Raw genomic sequence first — 18,716 nt, forward strand, 5'->3', positions numbered from 1 at the left:
CGCCCGGCCGTTCAACTTGGCCGACACGCCGCAACTTCATTCATCCACACGTGGATAGATCGGGAAATCCGGGCCTATCTGCGCATTCAGGCGATGTGACCTGGGTTTTCCCCAAGTTGTACACAGGGGGTGCACACCGTTAGGTGAACAGTCCCCAACTTATCCACAGCTGTGTGCACAGTGTGGTTTGGCGACTGCCCGCCGGGTCGCCTAGGTTCGTCGCATTGCCGTGAACGAGCCGCCCGGAACGGCGCGAGTCGTCCCATGCCTCGGCGATAGCTGGCCACCGGGTATCGGACATGTCGGACCCCGGGGGTAGAACGTGTCATCGATAGGTTGGGAACCCGGTCGTGGGGTAGAGAGGACGGTCGAGTCAGGTGACAGCCACCGATGACCGTGGGCACACGGACTTCCCGCCCGAACCGCCCGGCGAGGACTTCGGGCGGCAGCCACCGCACGATATGGCGGCCGAACAGTCGGTGCTCGGCGGCATGCTGTTGAGCAAGGACGCCATCGCCGATGTGGTCGAGGTGATCCGGCCCGGCGATTTCTACCGTCCCGCGCACCAGTCCATCTACGACACCATCCTCGATCTCTACGGCCGCGGCGAACCGGCCGACCCGGTCACCGTCGCCGCGGGCCTGGACCGGCGCGGTGAACTCAAGCGCATCGGCGGCCCGCCCTATCTGGTGACGCTCACCCAAACCGTGCCGACCGCCGCCAACGCCGGCTACTACGCCGAAATCGTTGCGGAGAAGGCCATTCTGCGGCGTCTGGTGGAGGCGGGCACCCGCATCGTCCAGTACGGCTACGCGGGCGCCGACGGCCAGGACATCGCCGAGGTGGTCGACCGCGCCCAGGCCGAGGTCTACGAGGTCACCGAGCGCCGCAGCAGCGAGGACTTCCTCCCGCTGGAGGAACTCCTGCAACCGACGATGGACGAGATCGACTCCATCGCCAGCCGCGGCGGCATCTCCCTCGGCGTCCCAACCGGTTTCACCGAACTCGACGAGGTCACCAACGGCCTGCACCCCGGCCAGATGATCATCGTCGCGGCCCGCCCCGGTGTCGGAAAGGCGCTCGCCCTCGACACCCCGCTGCCAACGCCGACCGGCTGGACCACCATGGGCGAGGTGCAGGTCGGCGACGAACTCCTGGACGCCCATGGTCGCCCCACCCGCGTGGTCGCGGCCACCGAGATCCTGCTCGGCCGCCCCTGCTACGAGGTCGAATTCTCCGACGGGACGGTGATTGTCGCCGACGAGCAGCATCAGTGGCTGACCGAGACCCGCGCCTCGCGGCGGTCCGCGCAGCAGGCCTCCACCGGGTACAACGGATATCGCAACCAGCGCACCTTCGCCGCCGTACGCACAACTGCCGATATCTTGCGGACCCTGCGCTGCGACACCGCCGATCGCCGGCTCAACCACTCGGTGACGAATACCCGGGCGTTGGAACTGCCGACACGTGAATTGCCGATTCCGCCATACACATTCGGCGCATGGCTCGGCGACGGGACGTCCGCGGCGGCACAGCTCACAACAGCGGATCCGGAGATCGTCGCGCGCATCGAAGCGGAGGGGATCGTCGCGATCGCCTCATCTACCGCGCCGCTGCGGTACCAATTGCGGCTGCCCGCCGACGAACCGGTCGCCCAACGCGAATGTGCCATCTGTGGCGCGGAATTCGTGCCACAGACCAGTCAAGTGCGCACCTGTGGCAGGTCATGCGGCGGTAAGGCACGCTTCCACTCCGCACCGGTGCCCGCGCCGACATGCGGCCACTGCGGCGGGCCGTCGAGTGGTCACCGGATGTGCCAGTCGTGCCGAAACACCGTGGGCAGCGTCCAGGCCCGGCTTCGTACCTTGGAAGTACTCGGCGACAAGCACATTCCAGCCCTCTACCTGCGCTCCGGGCAAGCGCAGCGTCGCGCACTGCTCGCGGGCCTGCTGGACACCGACGGAACCGTCACCAAGGGCGGCTCGGTCCAGTTCTCGGTGACCAGCGAGCGACTGGCCAACGATGTTCGAGAGCTCATCGTCGGTCTCGGTTATCGCTGCCACATCTCCACCAAGCGCGTGCGTGGACGGTCCGAGAAGTCATCGATCGCGTACACACTGACCTTCGCCACCGATGACGAGGTTTTCGGACTCTATCGAAAAGCGCTCCTACACAAGGAGCGTAGAGCGGGTCGCAACGATGCGCGGTCCGGGTCGCGGTTCATCGTCGCAGTGCGCAAGGTCGACAGCGTGCCTGTGCGGTGTGTGGAAGTCGACAACGCAGACCATCTGTACCTCGCAAGCCGTTCCATGGTGCCGACGCACAACTCCACGCTCGGTATGGATTTCATGCGGAGTTGCTCGATCAAGCATGGGTTGGCGAGCGTTATTTTCTCGTTGGAGATGAGTCGCACCGAAATCGTTATGCGGCTGCTTTCGGCCGAGGCGAAAATCAAGCTGGGCGATATGCGTTCGGGGCGGATGAGCGACGACGACTGGACTCGGTTGGCGCGGCGGATGAGCGAAATCAGCGAGGCGCCACTGTTCGTCGACGATTCGCCGAACCTGACGATGATGGAGATCCGGGCCAAGGCGCGGCGGTTGAAGCAGCGTCATGATCTGAAACTCGTTGTGGTGGACTACCTTCAGCTGATGACCTCCGGTAAGAAGGTCGAATCCCGTCAGCAGGAAGTCTCGGATTTCTCCCGAAACCTGAAGCTGCTGGCCAAGGAACTCGAGGTCCCGGTAGTCGCGATCAGTCAGCTGAACCGTGGCCCCGAACAGCGAACCGACAAGCGCCCCATGGTCTCCGACCTCCGCGAATCCGGATCGCTGGAACAGGATGCGGATATGGTCATCCTGCTGCACCGCCCCGATGCGTTCGAACGGGACGACCCGCGCGGCGGCGAGGCCGATCTCATTCTCGGTAAACACCGTAACGGTCCGACGGCCACCATTACCGTTGCGCACCAGCTGCATCTGAGCCGGTTCGTGGATATGGCCCGCGGCTGATTCGGGGTATCCATCGGCCTTGCGGGCGGCCCGTGTGATCGTTTCGGCCAGTAGGCCGTTCCCGCCGATAGGGCTCAGAGGCCGTTTTCGGCGCGGGAACTGTAGCTGCGTTCTGCGACCTGGACGAAGCTGCGGATCAGCGGGCTGCGAGCGGTTTTCAGCCACGCGACGACGAGATGGCTTGGCGGGCGATGGCGGAACGGGACGGTGACCAGGCCAGGGGGTAGCGGCTGGTCGACCGGGGCGAGCGCCGACGTTCCGTTCCATAGGACGGCTTGCAGGCATTCCTGGATCGTCCGCATCGGGGGTGTTACGGCGTCGTGCGCGTCGCCGGTCCAGTAGGCGGTCCATGCTGGGTCAGTGCCGGGTGGCAGCCGGACCCATCGGCGGGCGGTCAGGTCGACCGGCGACACCGAAGTACGACGGGCGAGTGGGTCGTCGTCACGCATCACGACGCCGACAGGTACCGAGCGCAGGATGCGCATGCTGATTCCGTTGTCGTCGAAGGGCGTTCGAGTTAGCGCCACGTCGACGAGCCCGGCGTTGAGCCCGGCCGTCGGATCACCGAGATCGGCTTCGTGAACGCTGACGTTGATGTGCGGATGGCGTGCCCGGAACGATGCCACCAGCTGGCCGCAGACGTGCGCGGCGGTATCGGCGAGCGTCCCGATCGTGAGGGTCGCGGCCCCCGCGGCGGTTCTCACCCGGTCGCGGATCCGGTCGGCTCGCTTCAGCAGTGCACTCGCCTCGTCATACATCGTCGCGCCGGCCGGAGTCAGGACGACGCCCTTGGGGGTGCGCTCGAACAGGATGACGCCGAATTCGTCCTCGAGCTCCCGGATGGCCCGGCTCAGCGGCGGCTGCGTCATGTGTAGGCGATTCGCCGCCCGGCCGACATGACGCTCCTGCGCGACCGCCACAAAGTACCGGAGCACACGAAGATCCACCACAACACGATACCTACGCGGTATCGCGATTGCGGAGATGGACTTGGACAGCCGCGATCCGACGGAGAACTGTCGAAAGCGTAGGAGCTGACAAGGAGATCCACGCTCATGACCAACGCCATTCTCAGTATCGGATGCTTCCGATACGACACCACGCGGACCCTTTTCGACGGCGGTGCCACTGTCGACGGCAGCGGCGTCACGATGGAAACCGCGGCCACGCTGCCCGAGATCTTCGAACGGCTGATTCGCGGAAACGAGTTCGACATCGCCGAACTCGGGCTCACGTTCTACCTGCGCCTGCTCGAAACAGGCACGCCGTATATCGCGCTACCGATCTTCCCGAATCGGGTGTTCCGGCACTCGTGCATCTTCGTGAACACCCACAGTGGCATCACCCACCCCGCACATCTCACCGGACGCACCATTGGAGAATTCGGTACCTACGGCCAGGACTCCGGCGTATGGGCCAAAGGGATCCTCACCGACGAGTACGGGTTCCGGCCCGAACGGAACCGCTGGGTTATCGGCGGCCTCGAATCTCCCACGCCTCCTTTCGATTTCATCCCGCACCCGCATCCGGCCGATCTCGAGGTGACCACCGCGCGGGGCACGACACTGAGCGCGATGCTCGATGCCGGGGAGATCGATGCCCTGTTCTCGGCGAACGTTCCGCAGTGCGTGCTCGACGGATCTTCGAACGTCACCCGGCTGTTCCCTGATTTCGAGCCACTGGAACGCGACTATCACCAGCGAACCGCGATCTTCCCGATCATGCACACCATCGTCGTGCGCAAGGATCTGCTGCAAGAACGCCCCGGCCTCGCGCGGGATGTCTACCGAGTCTTCTCCGAGGCGAAAGACGCTGCCGCCGAATACTATCGCCGCAACCGCAGGCTGTACGAGGTCCAAACCATGGTGCCGTGGACGAACGCACTGATAGAACGCAACAGAGAACAGTTCGGCGACAACTGGTGGCCTTACGGCATCGCAGCCAACCGCACCACCCTCGACACCTACCTGCGTTACCACTTCGAACAAGGCTTGTCGTCTCGACAATGGACCATCGAGGAGGTCTTCGCCCCAGAGTTGCTCGACAGCTGACAGTTCTCCTGGTCGAAACGGGACTGTAAATACAACGGTGTAACTCCCAATCAAGGAGTGGCACTTGATGTCTGATGTGATGTCGGCGGATGTGGCCGATACTGGCGCGGTGGCGAAGCGTAGGGAGTCGAAGGTCCCGGCGGTGGATGCTGAGCTGGTGGGTCAGCTGGTGGCTTCGGCCCGGGCCAACGGATTGCAGTTGACCGGTGAGGGTGGGTTACTGGCGCAGCTGACCAAGATGGTGGTCGAATCCGCTCTCGACGGTGAGATCACCGACTATCTCGGCTATGACCACGGTGATCCGGCGGGGCGGGGAACTCCCAACTCCCGCAACGGAACCCGCTCGAAGACCGTGGTCACCGACGTCGGTCCGGTCGAGATCGATGTTCCGCGGGACCGGGACTCGAGCTTCGAGCCGCAGATCGTGCGTAAGCGGCAGCGTCGGTTGAATGGTGTGGAGAACATGGTGCTGTCGCTGTCGGCCAAAGGGCTCACGCACGGGGAGATCTCCGCGCATCTGCGTGAGGTTTATGGCGCCGAGGTGTCCAAGCAGACGATCTCCACGATCACCGACAAGGTGATCGACGGGATGGCCGAGTGGCAGAACCGGCCTCTCGACAGCGTGTATCCGGTGATCTTCCTGGATGCCATCCACGTGAAGATCCGCGACGGCAAGGTCGCCAACCGGCCCATCTACGTCGCTCTCGCTGTCACTGTCGAGGGCACCCGTGACATTCTCGGGTTGTGGGCCGGAGACGGCGGGGAGGGCGCGAAGTTCTGGCTGCAGATCCTCACCGAGCTGCGCAACCGCGGTGCCGCTGATGTGTGCATGCTCGTCTGCGATGGTCTGAAGGGACTGCCCGAGGCCATCGAGCAGGTGTGGCCGGCCGCGGTCGTGCAAACCTGTGTGGTGCACCTGCTGCGGGCCTCGTTCCGCTACGCGGCCCGCCAGCACTGGGACGCTATCGCCAAAGCATTGAAACCGATCTACACCGCGCCAACGGAATCGGCTGCGCTGCAACGATTCTGCGAGTTCACCGAGGCTTGGGGCGCGAAATACCCGGCCATCGTCAAACTCTGGGAGAACTCCTGGGCCGAGTTCGTGCCGTTTCTCGCCTTCGACACCGAGATCCGCAGGGTCGTGTGTTCGACCAACGCTATCGAATCGGTCAACGCCCGCATCCGCCGAGCCGTGCGCGCCCGTGGCCACTTCCCGAACGAGCAAGCAGCGTTGAAGTGCGTCTACATGGCGATCATGGCCCTCGACCCCACCGGCGCCGGGCAGAAACGCTGGGTCACCAGATGGAAAGCAGCGTTGAACGCCTTCGACATCACCTTCGAAGGCCGACTCACCGTCGGACGAAAGTAACCGAATCAAACCGAGTTACACCGTTCGACGGACAGACCCGTCGAAACGCTCGGATATGTCCGATCATGGTTGCGTGCATGGTGATTCGACCGCGGGAATATAGGCTGTCGTATTCGATTGGCGGGGAACGCTCGGAGTTGTTCCGTCCGTATTGGATTGGACGCGCGAGGCGTTGGCGCGGATCGGCCGGGCCGATGGTCGTGAGCCCGCGCTGGCGCTGGCGCGGGTCATCGCGGCGGCTGCGGGGAAGCCGAATCGGTTGGTCGGTGATCGGCCTTCGCACGACGGTGCCGCCGTCGATATCGGGATGCCGACGCTGCTCGTTCCGGTGCTGACGGAGGCCGGGCAATGCAGACTCCATCTCGCTACCGCCGCGGCCGGTATCCGAACGTCCGCAACGAAGAGTTAGCGGGCATTCGCGCTGATCCCGGCCCGTGGGGAGGCCGAGCACCGCAACGCGGGGGAGACGGTGCCGACGTGCATGACGACGAGACCGGTGGCAGGCATCAATTCGTGGTCGAAGATCTGGGCATATCGGCGGTAGAAACTGCCAGCCATGGGGTGGGTGAGCGAGACAACGTAACGCTTTGGCGCTGATTCCCGACGTTCTCGATGACATACGGGCCTTCGGGGGGCCTGTCCCGTCCGCTTGTCGGTGATGGAATTGGGGAATTGGACATGGCATTTCGCGCGTTCATCGCGCAGCACCGGATAGCTACCGCGGCTGTTGCGATGTCGACACTCGGTGTCGCGGCGGTCGGCGCCGTAATCTGGACGCCGACCTCGGCACCGACGAAACTCGACCCGCGACTCACGTCGTCGGTGACCGAATGCCACGACATGGTGACCATCTCGGTGGCCGGTCGTAACGACACTCCGGTCGCGGGAACGACGAAAATGCTGGTCGACGCCAACGGTAACGAGCTGCCCGCCGCCCTGTCCGGCGACCACCGCAGCAACTGGGTGGATCCGGTGGTCAACGCACCGGCGGGCTCCGTCCCACCCGGTTCGTACGCCGCCATCTACATCGCCTACCCGGCGAACCTCAACAGCTATGAGGACGCCGTCAACACCGGCGTCTCGAATGCCGAGCAGGTGATGCGGGATATCTCCGCGGCCTGCCCCGATACCAAGTTCTCCATCGTCGGCTACAGCGAGGGCGCGGATGTGGTGCGCCGGGTCGCGATGCAGGTCGGTCACCAAAATGCCGACCAGAACGGCAAATACGGGATCGTCGATCCGAAACATGTGCTCGGCGTTGTCATCCTGGCCGATGCCGGGCGCTCGGCGAACGGGGGACCGTTCCCGGGTGCGAAGGATCCGAACCATCCCGACGGTTACGACCAGCAGTACGGCGGCAAATCGGCGTCGGGCCAGGGCGCGCTGCCCGGCACCTCCGGCGATTTCGGCGCGCTGAACGGCAGGATCGCCTCCTTCTGCTCCGATGGCGACCTGACTTGCGCCGCGCCGCAGAACATTTCGCTGCTGCAGCTGGCGGTGAACGTCGGCAGGCAGCTGAATGTCGATGCCCTGCAGCGCGACGGGCTGACGCCGGCGACCGGACAGGATGTCGCGGTGACCCTCGGGCGCATCGCGATGGCGGCCTTCTCGGATATCGCCTCGCAGCCGAACTGGATGCAGAGCAACGAGACCTTCCTCCAAGTGCTGCTTCGGGTTTCGGATCCGGCGTACAAGCCGGGCCAGAACCCGCCGCCCGCCCAGGCGGATACGATCGCGAGCAGTGGGATGTCGCCGCTGGCCTACCTGCCGCAGAAGGTGTTCAACGAGATCGTCGGCCTGATCGTGACGAACCAGAACACCATCCCGGTGATCATGAGCGACCCGTACCAGCTGACGCTCGGACCGAACGGCACCGGCCACCACTTCGACTACTGGCGCGACTCCGACCCGGCCAACGGCAAACCGCTGACCTCCGCCGAGTACGCGGCTGCCTGGCTCACCCACCTGGCGCAGCAGGCGCAGGCGGGTAAGGCGATCGATACGAACGCCGCGCCGACACCGGCCGATGTCGCCACCGTTTACAAGACGGCCGCGGAATACAAGGAGCCCCCGAGCACCAAGTGGGCGGCCAGCACGCCGACCAGCACCGCGACGCCGACCAAGACCACGGTCAGCGGCCAGCCGACGACATCGGCAGCTTCCGCGACGCCCACGACAGTATCGGCGGCGCCGGTCGCCTCCGGTGCACCGACCACGCCGACGACACCGCCCGCGCCGACGACACCGCCCGCGCCGACCACAACCGTGGCGCCGACACCGACCACCTCGGCCGCACCGACCACCTCGGTCGCACCCGCCAAACCCGCGACGCCGACCACATCGGCGGCGCCGGTCGCCTCCGGTGCACCGATCGCCTCCGGGGCACGCACCCCGGCGGCGGCACCGGCCCCGACAACCACATCGGCCCCGACAACCACCTCGAAGCCTGAATCCCCAACAACGACAACAACATCCGCACCACCAACGACAACGAGCCGCTGACGAAAAGGGTCTTCCAACCGGAAGACCCTTTTCTCATGCGATCCGCGCCCGGTCGATATCCGGTGTCCGATAGAGCTTTTCGGGAATGCTGGCGAGGCGGGAGGTATGCGCCCGCGGCCCGAGCCCGTACAGCTGCTGGAAGCTCATGATGAGTGGCCGCCACGCGTCGGGGTCGATGCGGTCGGCGGTTCCGGCCATCCGGATGTCGTCGTGCACATGAACGCGCAGCACCCTGGCCTCGATGATGGCCACGTTGCCGTTCTGCTCCGGATCGTCGGCGGCGAGCGGATGGAGCGCGGTGACACTGGCCTCCAGCGCGACCGGACATTCCGCGACCCGCGGCGGCGCAACGGTTTCCGATGCGACGGGGGTCAGACCGGATATCCCGAATTTGTCCGGCTCGTATCGGTAGCCCCGCTTGGCCCTCGGCTCCGGGACCGGATTGCAGCCGGTGGTCAGCGCGAGCCGGTCGACGTGCGTCGCCAGCGCGTCGGAGGGCAGGTTCAGCACACATTCGCCGGTGCGGCGCAGGTTCTGCACCGTCTTCGAACGCATGCCCATTCCGAGGACCGCGCGCCAGCCGAGCCAGAACGCCGATGACATCGGCGCGAGGTTGGGGCTGCCGTCCTCGTTGCACGTCGCGATCAAAACCACCGGCGTGCCGAAGTACAGGATGTTGGGCTCGATCTCGGTGTGGGTCATCGTGGTCGTAGTCACCACACCAGCCTGATATGCCCCATCAGCGCGGGCTGGCGGATATCAGACATCGCGTCCGAGTCGAAAAACGCCGGTATACAGGCTGTTTCAGTTGCGGCGGCGAAGATCGGCGCCCCACCAGGTCAGCAGGCTCGCGAGCGAAACATGAAGGGCGAAGGCCAGATAGGCGAGGGCGGGACCGAAATCGCCGGCCCAGCGCGACAGGTTGGGCGCGGCGACACCGGCGGCGATCAACATCGCGAGGCCGAGGACGATCGCCGGGACGGCGAGCGGACGGATCTCGGCGACACCGGTCGCTTTCGTTCGGGATGCGGGCCGGTTTGGGGTCATGATCGTCACCGAGCCACCTCTTGTTCAGACCCGGCGCTCGGGCACAGCAAATTCACAGGCCGCGATGGCGGTTGACGAAACTCCACGGAAATCGCTCCAACTCCCCGAGTGGCAAACATTCAGCAAATTTCATAACCGAGTTTGCCCCATACCGGCGCGAGCGGAAGTGAAAAGTGAGCGGTGTCACATTCTCCGGGGCAGCAGCGCACCGACCGCGACGGTGCCGACGGCGAGCACGATCGTCGCGATCAGGCTGGTGTGCGATACCGCGTGCGCGAACGCGGCATCCGCGGCGGCGGTCAGGTTCTGGGCCGACTGCGACAGCCCGACCGCGCCGAGCCGCTCGGCGACCACCTGCGCGCCCGCGACCGAATCCTGCACCGCCGCAACGGCCTGTGGCGGCAGCTTGCCGGATACCGCCGGTTCGATCTGCGACCGGTACGAGCTGGACAGCAGCGAGCCCAGAATGGCGATGCCGAGTGTGCCGCCGAGTTCGATGCCGGTGTCGTTCACCGCGCCGCCGACGCCGAGCAGCCGCTCCGGGAACGCGCCCATGATGGTGTCGGTGCACGGCGAGACGCTGAGCCCGACGGCGAGCCCGAGCAGGATCAGCGGTGTGACGAAGCTGCCGTAGCCGGACCGGGCGTCGACGGCGATCATGCTGGCCAGCGCTGCGACGCCGAGCAACATGCCGCCGACCACAACGGTACGCAGGCCGAGCCGCGGCGCGAGCACGCCGGTGAGTGCGGCGCCCGCGAAAACCGCACCCGCCAAAGGCAATAGGCGCAGACCGGTGGCCAGCGGGTCGAGACCGAGCACGAACTGCAAATGCTGTGCCACGTAATAGATCGCGCCGAAGGCGGACAGAAAGAACAGCAGCACGGCGAGATTCGCGCCCGCGAAGGCGCGGTCGCGGAACCGGCGGATATCGAGCATCGGATTCGGGTGGTGCAGTTCCCATCCGACGAATCCGGCCAACGCGAGCACGGCAACGAGACAGGCGCCGAGCACCGGAAGATGCCATCCGTTGCGTGGCCCCTCGATGATCGCGTACACCAGCGCGGCCAATCCGAGCACCGACAGCGCGCCGCCCGCGAGGTCGAGCCGGTGCTCGATATCGGCCCTGGACGGCGGAACCAGTACGAGTGCCGCGCCGATCGCGACCAGCGCGATGGGCACGTTGATCAGGAAGGTCGACGCCCAGCCGTGCTCGGTGAGCAGCGCGCCCGCCAATAGCGGACCGGCGGCGATGGCCAGGCCGGAGGTCGCCGTCCAGACCGTAATGGCAAGGGCCCGTTCCCGTTTCGGGAAGGTGGCGACGAGCAGGGACAGCGTGGCCGGCATGATCATCGCGGCCGCGGTGCCCATGGTGGCCCGCGCCGCGATCACCAGGCCGACGGTGTGCGCGGTGGCGCCCAGCACGGCACCGCCCGCGAAGAGCCCGAGCCCGAGCAGCAGCATGGCCCTGCGGCTGTATTTGTCGCCGACCGCGCCCATCACCAGCATCAGCGCGGCGTACGGAATGGTGTACGCGTCGATGACCCATTGCAGATTCTGGCTGGTCAGCGCGAGGTCACGGTACATATCCGGCGCGGCGACGATCAGCGAGGTATTCGCCATGACGACGATCAGCAGGCTCAGACACAGCACGCCGAGCGCGGCCCACCTGCGGCGATACGACCGATCCAGTTCGGTGACCGGGGTGGTGACGATCAGCGCCATGCGAACACCTCCGAACGTAATTGCACACCAACGTGCAAATTGCACAGTAGTGTGAAACTACCGCTTTTGCACAAAGGTGTGCAACGGTGGAACCCTCGAACGTGAAGGGACTCACATGACCGCGAACCCGCCCACCCCGCCGAGAGGAGCGCGCGCCGAGGCGAACCGCACGCGCATCCTGACCGTCGCGGCCGCCGAGCTGGCTCGCGATCCGGCGGCCAGCATGGAGGAGATCGCCGCGGCCGCGGGCGTGGTGCGCCGGACCATCTACGGGCATTTCCCCAACCGGGAGGCGCTGATCGACGGGGTGCTCGACCACGCTGCCGACGAGATCAACAACGCATTCGACCAGACCTACCGCGCCGAACCCCCGGCGGTCACCTCCGCCCGGTTCACCATCGCGCTGCTGAACGCGGGCGACAAATATCGGCTGCTGCTGCGCCTGACCGAAACGAACCTGCGCCCGCGGATCCTGGATCGGCTGGCGCCCATGCGCGCGTACGGCGTCCGGCTGCTGAAGGCGGGACAGGAGGAGGGTGCGTTCAGCGATCATCTGCCGCCGGAAACCCTGGCCCGGGTGCTGGAGGCGATTCTGCTGAGCCTGGTCGATGCCCGCAACGACGAGTCGTGGATCGATGAGCACCCGGCGAAGGCGGCGGCCCGGGCCTGCCTGATCGCCGCGGGCGTCGCACCGAGCGACGCCGCCGCCATCATCGACTCGATCGACGACTGAAGGTCATTGCGGAACGGGCAGCGGCGGCGACGCCGGAAATTCGACCGGTAGCGAAACCAGGGCCCGATGGAACGGCCCTGGGCGCCAAGACAATTCGCCGGGGGCGACGGCCAGCCGAAGTTCCGGTACGGCATCGAGGAGTTGATCGATGGCGTCCTGTGCGACGAGGTAGGCCATCGAACTGGCGGGACATACATGCGGGCCGGCGCCCCAGGCGAGATGGGCGCGATTGCCCGCGTGGGCGCCCGCGATGATCGCCGGATCGGTATTGCAGGCGGCCATGCTGATGACCACCGGTTGATGCGCGGGCAGCCAGGTGTCGTCGATCAGGACGGGCTGGCGCGGAAAGCTGATGCAGAAGTTCGCCATCGGCGGATCGTTGAACAGGACCTCGTCGAGGGCGTCCCGGGTGGCCAGGCTGCCGCCGAGCACACTGCCGCCGAAACGTTCGTCGGTGAGGATCAGCAGCAGGGTGTTCACGATCAGGTTCTGCTGCGGTTCGATACCCGCGCCGTACAGGGTGGCCAGCTGATGCACCATTTCGGTGTCGTCGAGTCCGGCCGGATGGCGCAGCATCCTGGTGGCCATATCGTCGCCGGGCTCGGCCCGCTTGCGCAGGGTGAGCTCGAGCAGCGCGTCGGCGAGCATCTTGTTGCCGCGCGTGGCGTCGACGCCCTCGAAGATCGCCGCCATCCCGGTCGCTACCCGCTGCGCGAGTTCGGGCGGCGAGCCGAGCAGTGCGTTCAACACCTCGAAGGCGATCGGAAATGCGTACTCGCGCACCAGATCCGCGGTTCCGGTCGCGCAGAAGCGGTTGATCAACGGGATGGCGATCCGCTCGACGGTCTCGTGCAGGCGGTACAGATCCACCTCACCGAGGCCCGCCACATTGACCTGACGGTAGCGCGCGTGTTCGGCGCCCGCGCTGCGCAACGCGTTCGGGCGCGACTGCATCATCGGCAGCACCGGACAGTCGGCTGGAATGTTCTGCTGCCAGATTCGCGGATCGGCCGGAAAGTGGTCCGGATCGTTGAAGATTCGTACCGCGACGTAATAGCCGAGCACCAGCGTCGCCGGCACGCCGGGTGCGAGGTCTACCGGCGCCATCGAGCCGTAGCGTTCCCGCATCGCGCGGTAGGCGGCGTGCGGGTCGGCCGCGAATTCCGGTGTGTACAGCGGAATTCGCGGTCCGTCGCGGTCGGCGGGCGAGGCGTAGTTCGTACCCTGCGCGGCGGGCGGCGGCATCGTCATCTGCGAAACTCCCGGCGGTCGAACGACATTGCCGAGTGAGCGTAGACACTTCTACGGATGCGCGTGCCGGAATGCGCCTCCCACTGCCGGAGGGTGCGCTAGCGCCCGATCACCTTGCGCAGGTGGGTGGTCAGGATTTCGACCCGCCTGCGCTGCAGGTCGGTGAATTCCGCCGGGTGGTGGATTTCGACGCTCAGCCGGTCGGCGAAGGTGCTGATGATGCAGGTGCCCGCGCCGGGTTGTTGCGGGCGGCGGCCGGTGCGGTCGGGTTTGGCGATGATGGTGGAGCGGAAATCATCGATGCGCAGCCCGGCCGGGGCGGCAAGCGCCGGTATGGCACCCCAATTCGTCGCGACGACGATGCCCGGCGCGGGCGGTGGCGCCGCCGACATATCCGCGACATGCAGCGGGGTCTGCTGGACGATTCCGGCCGCGAGCGCGGTACGCAGGGACTCGGCGATACCGCGGGCGATCGCGATCGGATCGCCGCCGGCCTCCGGTGTCGGCAGGTAGGTGGCGAGGCCGAGCACGTTGGTGCCCTCGGCGGGACCGATCGGCGGGGTGAGCCTGGTGCGCAGATCGACGGAGTAGAGGTAGAACAGCTGCGAGATCGGGAGATCGCGAATCTCGGCCTCGGTCAACAGGATTGCCGCGGAGACCAGCCCGTGTAGGGTGACCTCCGCGCGGTGCCCGACTTCGACGAGCGCGGCGGTTTCCGCGACGGTCAGCAGGCAGCGACTGGTGACGGGTATCTCGTACGGATCGTCGTTGTCCGTGAATTCCGGTGCCGCAACCGGCTTTTCGGCCGTACCGGGCGGCGCGATCTTGCTGATCCCACGGGCCGCGAGTAGTTCCTCGACGGGCCCGGGGTACGGGTGCACGGACGCCAACACCGGCCGTCCCTCGACGAGCGAACCGTAGGCGGCCCACAGCGCGCGCACGATCTCCATGGCGTGGAAGGTGTCGGCGACGCTGTGATGCAGCATCACCGTGACACTCGCCGAATCACCCTGCCGCACAACACATAGCGCGCTGACCGCGATGCGTTGATCGAATCTCGCTCCGGTGAGCGGCGATTCGGGATCGCCCTCGACGACGAATACCTCCGGCGGCCCGTCGGCGACCACGAACGAGTACCCGCCATCGCCCAGTTCGATCCGGGTGCCGAGGATCGGGTAGGCCCGCACCACCGCCGCGAACGCCGATGTCAGCAGCGCCGGGTCCAGTCGGCCCGAGACCCGGGCCGAATATCCGATGAAAACCCCACCCCTGGCGAACAGGCCCTCGCTCGGGGCGAGCCCGCGCACAATTTCAGCCACGGTCGATCGGCTCCCTTCCCTATCGCGCGTCAGGCTAACTCAATTCCCCAGTCTCCGTTGGGTTCCCGCGAACGGCGGCGGGTACGACGGTGCGATGCGGAATCGGGAACTGCCATGATGCGCTCCCGCGATGGCAGAAATCGTCATAGTCTTGTCCTTGCTGCCGAGCCCCGGATGGACAAGCATCTGATTCGTGGAGTCCGAAAAGCAGATCGTCGCGGTGGTTTTCGACGACTGCACGCTCCTCGATCTGGCCGGTCCCACCGACGTATTCCGCGCGGCCTCGATGCTGAACCGGTCCGGCGGCTACCGGCTGACGCTCGTCTCGCCGGATGGGCGCGCCATCAGGGCGTCGAGCGGTATCGGTATCGCCGTCGACGCGGCCATGGACGCGGAGCTGGTCGGCCCCGATGACACCGTTCTGGTGGTGGGCGGCAGCGGAATTCGGCAACTCACCCAGAATCCGGCGGCGCTGCGCGCCCTGCGCCGGATGTCCGCGCGGGCTGGGCGCACCGCATCGGTGTGTACCGGCGCGCTCGCCTTGGCCGCGGCCGGACTGCTCGACGGGCGCCGGGCCACCACGCACTGGGCCTCGTGCGGCCTGCTGCGCGACGGCTTCCCCCTGGTCCGGGTCGAACCGGATCAGATCTATGTCCGCGACGGTGACCGCTGGACCTCGGCGGGTGTCTCCGCGGGCATCGATCTGGCTTTGGCGCTGGTCGAGGCGGATCACGGCACCGAACTCGCGCATGCGGTCGCGGCCTGGCTGGTGGTCTTCGCCCGGCGGCCCGGCGGACAGGCGCAGTTCAGCGTGCAGCTGCGCAATCAGCCGGGGCGCACCCCGGCCATCGTCGAGTTACAGCATTGGCTCCCAGACCATTTGACAGATGACCTGTCGGTGGCCGCCTTGGCCGACCGCGCCGGCATGAGCCCGCGCAATTTCGCCAGGGTCTTCCGCGCGGAGGTCGGCGTCACGCCGGGAACGCTGGTGGAGGGCCTGCGCATCGAGGCGGCCAAGCGGCTGCTCACCACCTCGGATCTACCGGTGTCCGTAATCGCCGCGCGCACCGGATTCGGCAGGCCGGAAACCCTGCATCGCGCCTTCGCCCGCCGCGTCGGCACCACACCGCATCGCTACCGCGATCACTTCACCAGGAGGATTTCGTGATCATCGCCATCGGCCTTTTCCCGGGCTTCACCTCACTCGACGCGATCGGGCCGTACGAGGTGTTCAGCGCGCTGCCCGGTGCGGAGGTGGTGCTGTGCGCCGCCGAGCCGACGCTCGACGACGGCAACAACATGCTGCATTTGCGGGTGGACGCGACATTCGACGAGGTCGCGCGCCCGGATGTGCTGTTGATCCCGGGTGGCCCCGGCACCCGTCGGCTCGCCGCCGTCGACCATCCGATCGTCGACTGGGTGCGCAATGCCCATCCGCACACCAGGTGGACCACATCGGTGTGCACGGGTGCGCTGGTGCTCGGCGCGGCGGGATTGTTGGACGGCCTGCCCGCGACCACCCACTGGCATTTCTACGATCTGCTCGCCGGATACGGCGCGCACCCGACCGAACAGCGGGTCGTCCGCAACGACGCGGAGCGCATCGCCACCGCGGCGGGCGTATCGGCCGGTATCGATCTCGCGCTCACCCTGGCCGCCGAGCTCGCCGGACCCGAAGTGGCCCAAGGGATTCAGCTCGCCATCGAATACGATCCGCAGCCACCCTTCGACGCGGGCGCACCGTCGAAGGCGCCGCGGGCGGTCCGCGATGCGATCGCCGCCCGCTTCGACCAATTCGACAGGCTTGCCGCGCAATAACCCATCCCGCCCCCACCCGGCAGACCGGGTGGTCCGCCGACGAATAGCACGGCCTACCGAAATGTTGTCGGTTCATGGGATCACCACGTATTACGCTCCCCATGATCGAAAGCGAGTAAGCCATGCACGACCGATACGTCACCACGTTGGCCGCGGGGGTTGCCCGATGACCAAGCGCGGATGGATGCTGTTTCTGGCGATGGGCGTCATCTGGGGCGTGCCGTACGCGATGATCCGGATCGCGGTGCGCGAGATCGACCCACTGGTGGTCGCTTTCGGCCGGACGGTGCTCGGATCGGTCCTGTTGTTGCCGATAGCCATGTACAAGAAGCAGCTCACACCCGTCTTCCGGCGGTGGCGCCCGCTGCTGCTCTACACCGTTGTCGAGATCACCGGGCCCTGGCTGCTGATCGGCTTCGCGGAGAAGACGCTGAACAGTTCGACGGTCGGGCTGCTGCTCGCCGCGGTGCCGCTGATCGCGGTGATCTTCGTGACCATGCTCGGACATGATCGCTTCGACGGGCGGCGGGTGCTCGGGCTGGTCGTCGGGTTCGCGGGCGTCGCGCTGCTGGTCGGGCTGGATATCGATCTGACGAATCCGGCGGCCGTCGGCGCGATCGGATTGGCCGCGGTCGGTTATGCGATCGGCCCGATCGTCATCAATCGCCAGCTGGCCGATCTGCCGTCGCTCGGCGTGGTGACCGGCTCGCTGGTACTCGCCTCGGTGGTGTACGCGCCGTTCGCGGCCTTCCGTTGGCCGCCGCATGTCTCGGCGGGTTCGATCTGGTCCGTGCTCGGTCTGGCGGTGATCTGCACGGCGGCCGCGTTCGTGGTGTTCTTCGCGCTGATCGCCGAGGTCGGTCCGGCCCGGGCCACGGTGATCACCTACATCAATCCCGTTGTGGCACTGCTGCTCGGCGTCGTCGCGCTGAACGAACCGGTGACGGCGGGCATCCTCGTCGGCTTCCCGCTGGTCATTCTCGGCTCGATCGTCGGAACCAAACGCAGTGGGCGCGAGGAGATCGAGGCCCTCCCGCCCACGCCGGAGGCCGCGGCGCAGGCGCCCGATCACTGAGCGGTTGTGGGACACACCACTCGATCTGTCGGCGCGCCGACGGGCCCCGGCATCATGGGTCGGATGAGCACGGCACAGGAACCCTCCACCGAATTCGACGATGTGCGGGTCACCCGCGCCGCCTACGACGAGATGGCCGAGATCTATGCCGAACACGCGGCAAACATCATGGCGCGCAAGCCATTCGATCGCGCGATGCTCGACGTCTTCGCCGAGGCGACCCCGGCCGGTCCGGTCGTCGAGATCGGCTGCGGTCCCGGCCGGATCGCCGCGTACCTGGCGGACCGGGGCCTCGACATATCCGGTATCGACCTGTCGCCGCGCATGATCGAATTGGCCAGGGCGGCCTATCCGGCACTGCGTTTCGAAGTCGGATCGATGGAAGAGCTGACCTTCGCGGATGCGAGCCTTACCGGACTGGTCGCCTGGTATTCGGTCATTCACCTTCCGCCCCAACGAGTTCCGGCGGTGCTGACGGAATTCCACCGGGTGCTCCAGGTGGGCGGGCAGCTCTTGATCGCCGGATTCGCGGACGAAATACCGGATGCCGCCGAACCATTCGATCATCGGGTGGCTACGGCATACCGGTGGTCGCCGGAGCGACTAGCCGACGAGGTGGCGAAGGCCGGGTTCACCGTCGGCGCCCGGCTCGTCCGCGTAGCCGACCCGGACGAGCGGTTTCTGCATATGTACCTGATGGCGTCGAAGGATCGTTGATTCGACCACCACAGGTGCGTCGAGCCCGGTAAATTTGGGACCATCGCGCACAATTTCTTCGCAGCGCGGGCCCGTCCGACAACGTGGTCGATTGATTCCGA

At 66.4% G+C, this 18,716-nt stretch carries 17 protein-coding genes; 10 read left to right on the forward strand and 7 right to left on the reverse strand.

All coding sequences use genetic code 11. The features are described 5' to 3' along the window. Positions 1-461: 461 nt before the first annotated feature. On the forward strand, positions 462-3,011 hold the full coding sequence (gene dnaB / locus F5544_RS45060; protein WP_167479953.1) for a replicative DNA helicase: 2,550 nt from the start codon (positions 462-464) through the stop codon (positions 3,009-3,011). Positions 3,012-3,085: 74 nt separating this feature from the next. Here the strand turns inward: dnaB and F5544_RS45065 are convergent, their stop codons facing one another. Beyond that, positions 3,086-3,958 carry a LysR family transcriptional regulator gene (locus F5544_RS45065; protein WP_167478768.1) on the reverse strand — a complete coding sequence of 291 codons (873 nt, stop codon included), beginning with the start codon at positions 3,956-3,958 and terminating at the stop codon, positions 3,086-3,088. Between the two features lie 108 nt (positions 3,959-4,066). Here F5544_RS45065 and F5544_RS45070 point away from each other — a divergent pair, with 108 nt between their 5' ends. The 3 genes from F5544_RS45070 to F5544_RS45080 all read left to right on the forward strand — a co-directional run bounded on the left by F5544_RS45070 (position 4,067) and on the right by F5544_RS45080 (position 6,840). After that, positions 4,067-5,062, forward strand: coding sequence for a 4,5-dihydroxyphthalate decarboxylase (locus F5544_RS45070; protein WP_167478769.1), 996 nt, complete (start codon positions 4,067-4,069; stop codon positions 5,060-5,062). 67 nt (positions 5,063-5,129) lie between these two features. Further along, complete coding sequence (locus tag F5544_RS45075; protein WP_238847003.1) at positions 5,130-6,431, forward strand: IS256 family transposase; 1,302 nt, start codon at positions 5,130-5,132, stop codon at positions 6,429-6,431. Between the two features lie 151 nt (positions 6,432-6,582). Beyond that, positions 6,583-6,840, forward strand: a complete 258-nt coding sequence (locus tag F5544_RS45080; RefSeq protein ID WP_167478770.1) for a hypothetical protein — start codon at positions 6,583-6,585, stop codon at positions 6,838-6,840. On the opposite strand, the gene F5544_RS45085 is transcribed toward F5544_RS45080, so the two are convergent. After that, complete coding sequence (locus F5544_RS45085) at positions 6,837-6,989, reverse strand: hypothetical protein (protein WP_167478771.1); 153 nt, start codon at positions 6,987-6,989, stop codon at positions 6,837-6,839. The genes F5544_RS45080 and F5544_RS45085 overlap by 4 nt on opposite strands. A gap of 120 nt (positions 6,990-7,109) precedes the next feature. Here F5544_RS45085 and F5544_RS45090 point away from each other — a divergent pair, with 120 nt between their 5' ends. Further along, positions 7,110-8,933 carry a cutinase family protein gene (locus tag F5544_RS45090; protein ID WP_167478772.1) on the forward strand — a complete coding sequence of 608 codons (1,824 nt, stop codon included), beginning with the start codon at positions 7,110-7,112 and terminating at the stop codon, positions 8,931-8,933. 33 nt (positions 8,934-8,966) lie between these two features. Here the strand turns inward: F5544_RS45090 and F5544_RS45095 are convergent, their stop codons facing one another. The 3 genes from F5544_RS45095 to F5544_RS45105 all read right to left on the reverse strand — a co-directional run bounded on the left by F5544_RS45095 (position 8,967) and on the right by F5544_RS45105 (position 11,702). Then, positions 8,967-9,650, reverse strand: a complete 684-nt coding sequence (locus tag F5544_RS45095) for a flavin reductase family protein (protein ID WP_238847004.1) — start codon at positions 9,648-9,650, stop codon at positions 8,967-8,969. Positions 9,651-9,737: 87 nt separating this feature from the next. Next, complete coding sequence (locus F5544_RS45100; protein WP_167478773.1) at positions 9,738-9,989, reverse strand: hypothetical protein; 252 nt, start codon at positions 9,987-9,989, stop codon at positions 9,738-9,740. Positions 9,990-10,163: 174 nt separating this feature from the next. Further along, positions 10,164-11,702 carry an MFS transporter gene (locus tag F5544_RS45105; RefSeq protein ID WP_167478774.1) on the reverse strand — a complete coding sequence of 513 codons (1,539 nt, stop codon included), beginning with the start codon at positions 11,700-11,702 and terminating at the stop codon, positions 10,164-10,166. Between the two features lie 115 nt (positions 11,703-11,817). On the opposite strand from F5544_RS45105, the gene F5544_RS45110 reads away from it, so the two are divergent. Then, on the forward strand, positions 11,818-12,435 hold the full coding sequence (locus tag F5544_RS45110) for a TetR/AcrR family transcriptional regulator (RefSeq protein ID WP_167478775.1): 618 nt from the start codon (positions 11,818-11,820) through the stop codon (positions 12,433-12,435). 3 nt (positions 12,436-12,438) lie between these two features. Here the strand turns inward: F5544_RS45110 and F5544_RS45115 are convergent, their stop codons facing one another. Both F5544_RS45115 and F5544_RS45120 read right to left on the reverse strand, forming a co-directional pair. Then, positions 12,439-13,686 carry a cytochrome P450 gene (locus tag F5544_RS45115; protein WP_167478776.1) on the reverse strand — a complete coding sequence of 416 codons (1,248 nt, stop codon included), beginning with the start codon at positions 13,684-13,686 and terminating at the stop codon, positions 12,439-12,441. A gap of 98 nt (positions 13,687-13,784) precedes the next feature. Further along, positions 13,785-15,005: a phthiocerol/phthiodiolone dimycocerosyl transferase family protein gene (locus tag F5544_RS45120; protein ID WP_167478777.1), complete on the reverse strand. Its 1,221-nt coding sequence runs from the start codon at positions 15,003-15,005 to the stop codon at positions 13,785-13,787. 193 nt (positions 15,006-15,198) lie between these two features. Here F5544_RS45120 and F5544_RS45125 point away from each other — a divergent pair, with 193 nt between their 5' ends. From F5544_RS45125 to F5544_RS45140, 4 genes are all read left to right on the forward strand, one after another. Beyond that, complete coding sequence (locus tag F5544_RS45125; protein WP_167478778.1) at positions 15,199-16,173, forward strand: GlxA family transcriptional regulator; 975 nt, start codon at positions 15,199-15,201, stop codon at positions 16,171-16,173. Further along, on the forward strand, positions 16,170-16,823 hold the full coding sequence (locus tag F5544_RS45130) for a DJ-1/PfpI family protein (RefSeq protein WP_167478779.1): 654 nt from the start codon (positions 16,170-16,172) through the stop codon (positions 16,821-16,823). The genes F5544_RS45125 and F5544_RS45130 overlap by 4 nt, the downstream gene beginning before the upstream one ends. Before the next feature lie 166 nt (positions 16,824-16,989). Next, positions 16,990-17,898: a DMT family transporter gene (locus F5544_RS45135; RefSeq protein ID WP_167478780.1), complete on the forward strand. Its 909-nt coding sequence runs from the start codon at positions 16,990-16,992 to the stop codon at positions 17,896-17,898. A 63-nt stretch (positions 17,899-17,961) separates the two neighbouring features. Then, entirely contained in the window at positions 17,962-18,615 is a 654-nt protein-coding gene (locus F5544_RS45140; protein ID WP_167478781.1) for a class I SAM-dependent methyltransferase, read from the forward strand. Positions 18,616-18,716 lie beyond the last annotated feature (101 nt).

This window comes from Nocardia arthritidis, from assembly GCF_011801145.1.
Classification (GTDB): domain Bacteria; phylum Actinomycetota; class Actinomycetes; order Mycobacteriales; family Mycobacteriaceae; genus Nocardia; species Nocardia arthritidis_A.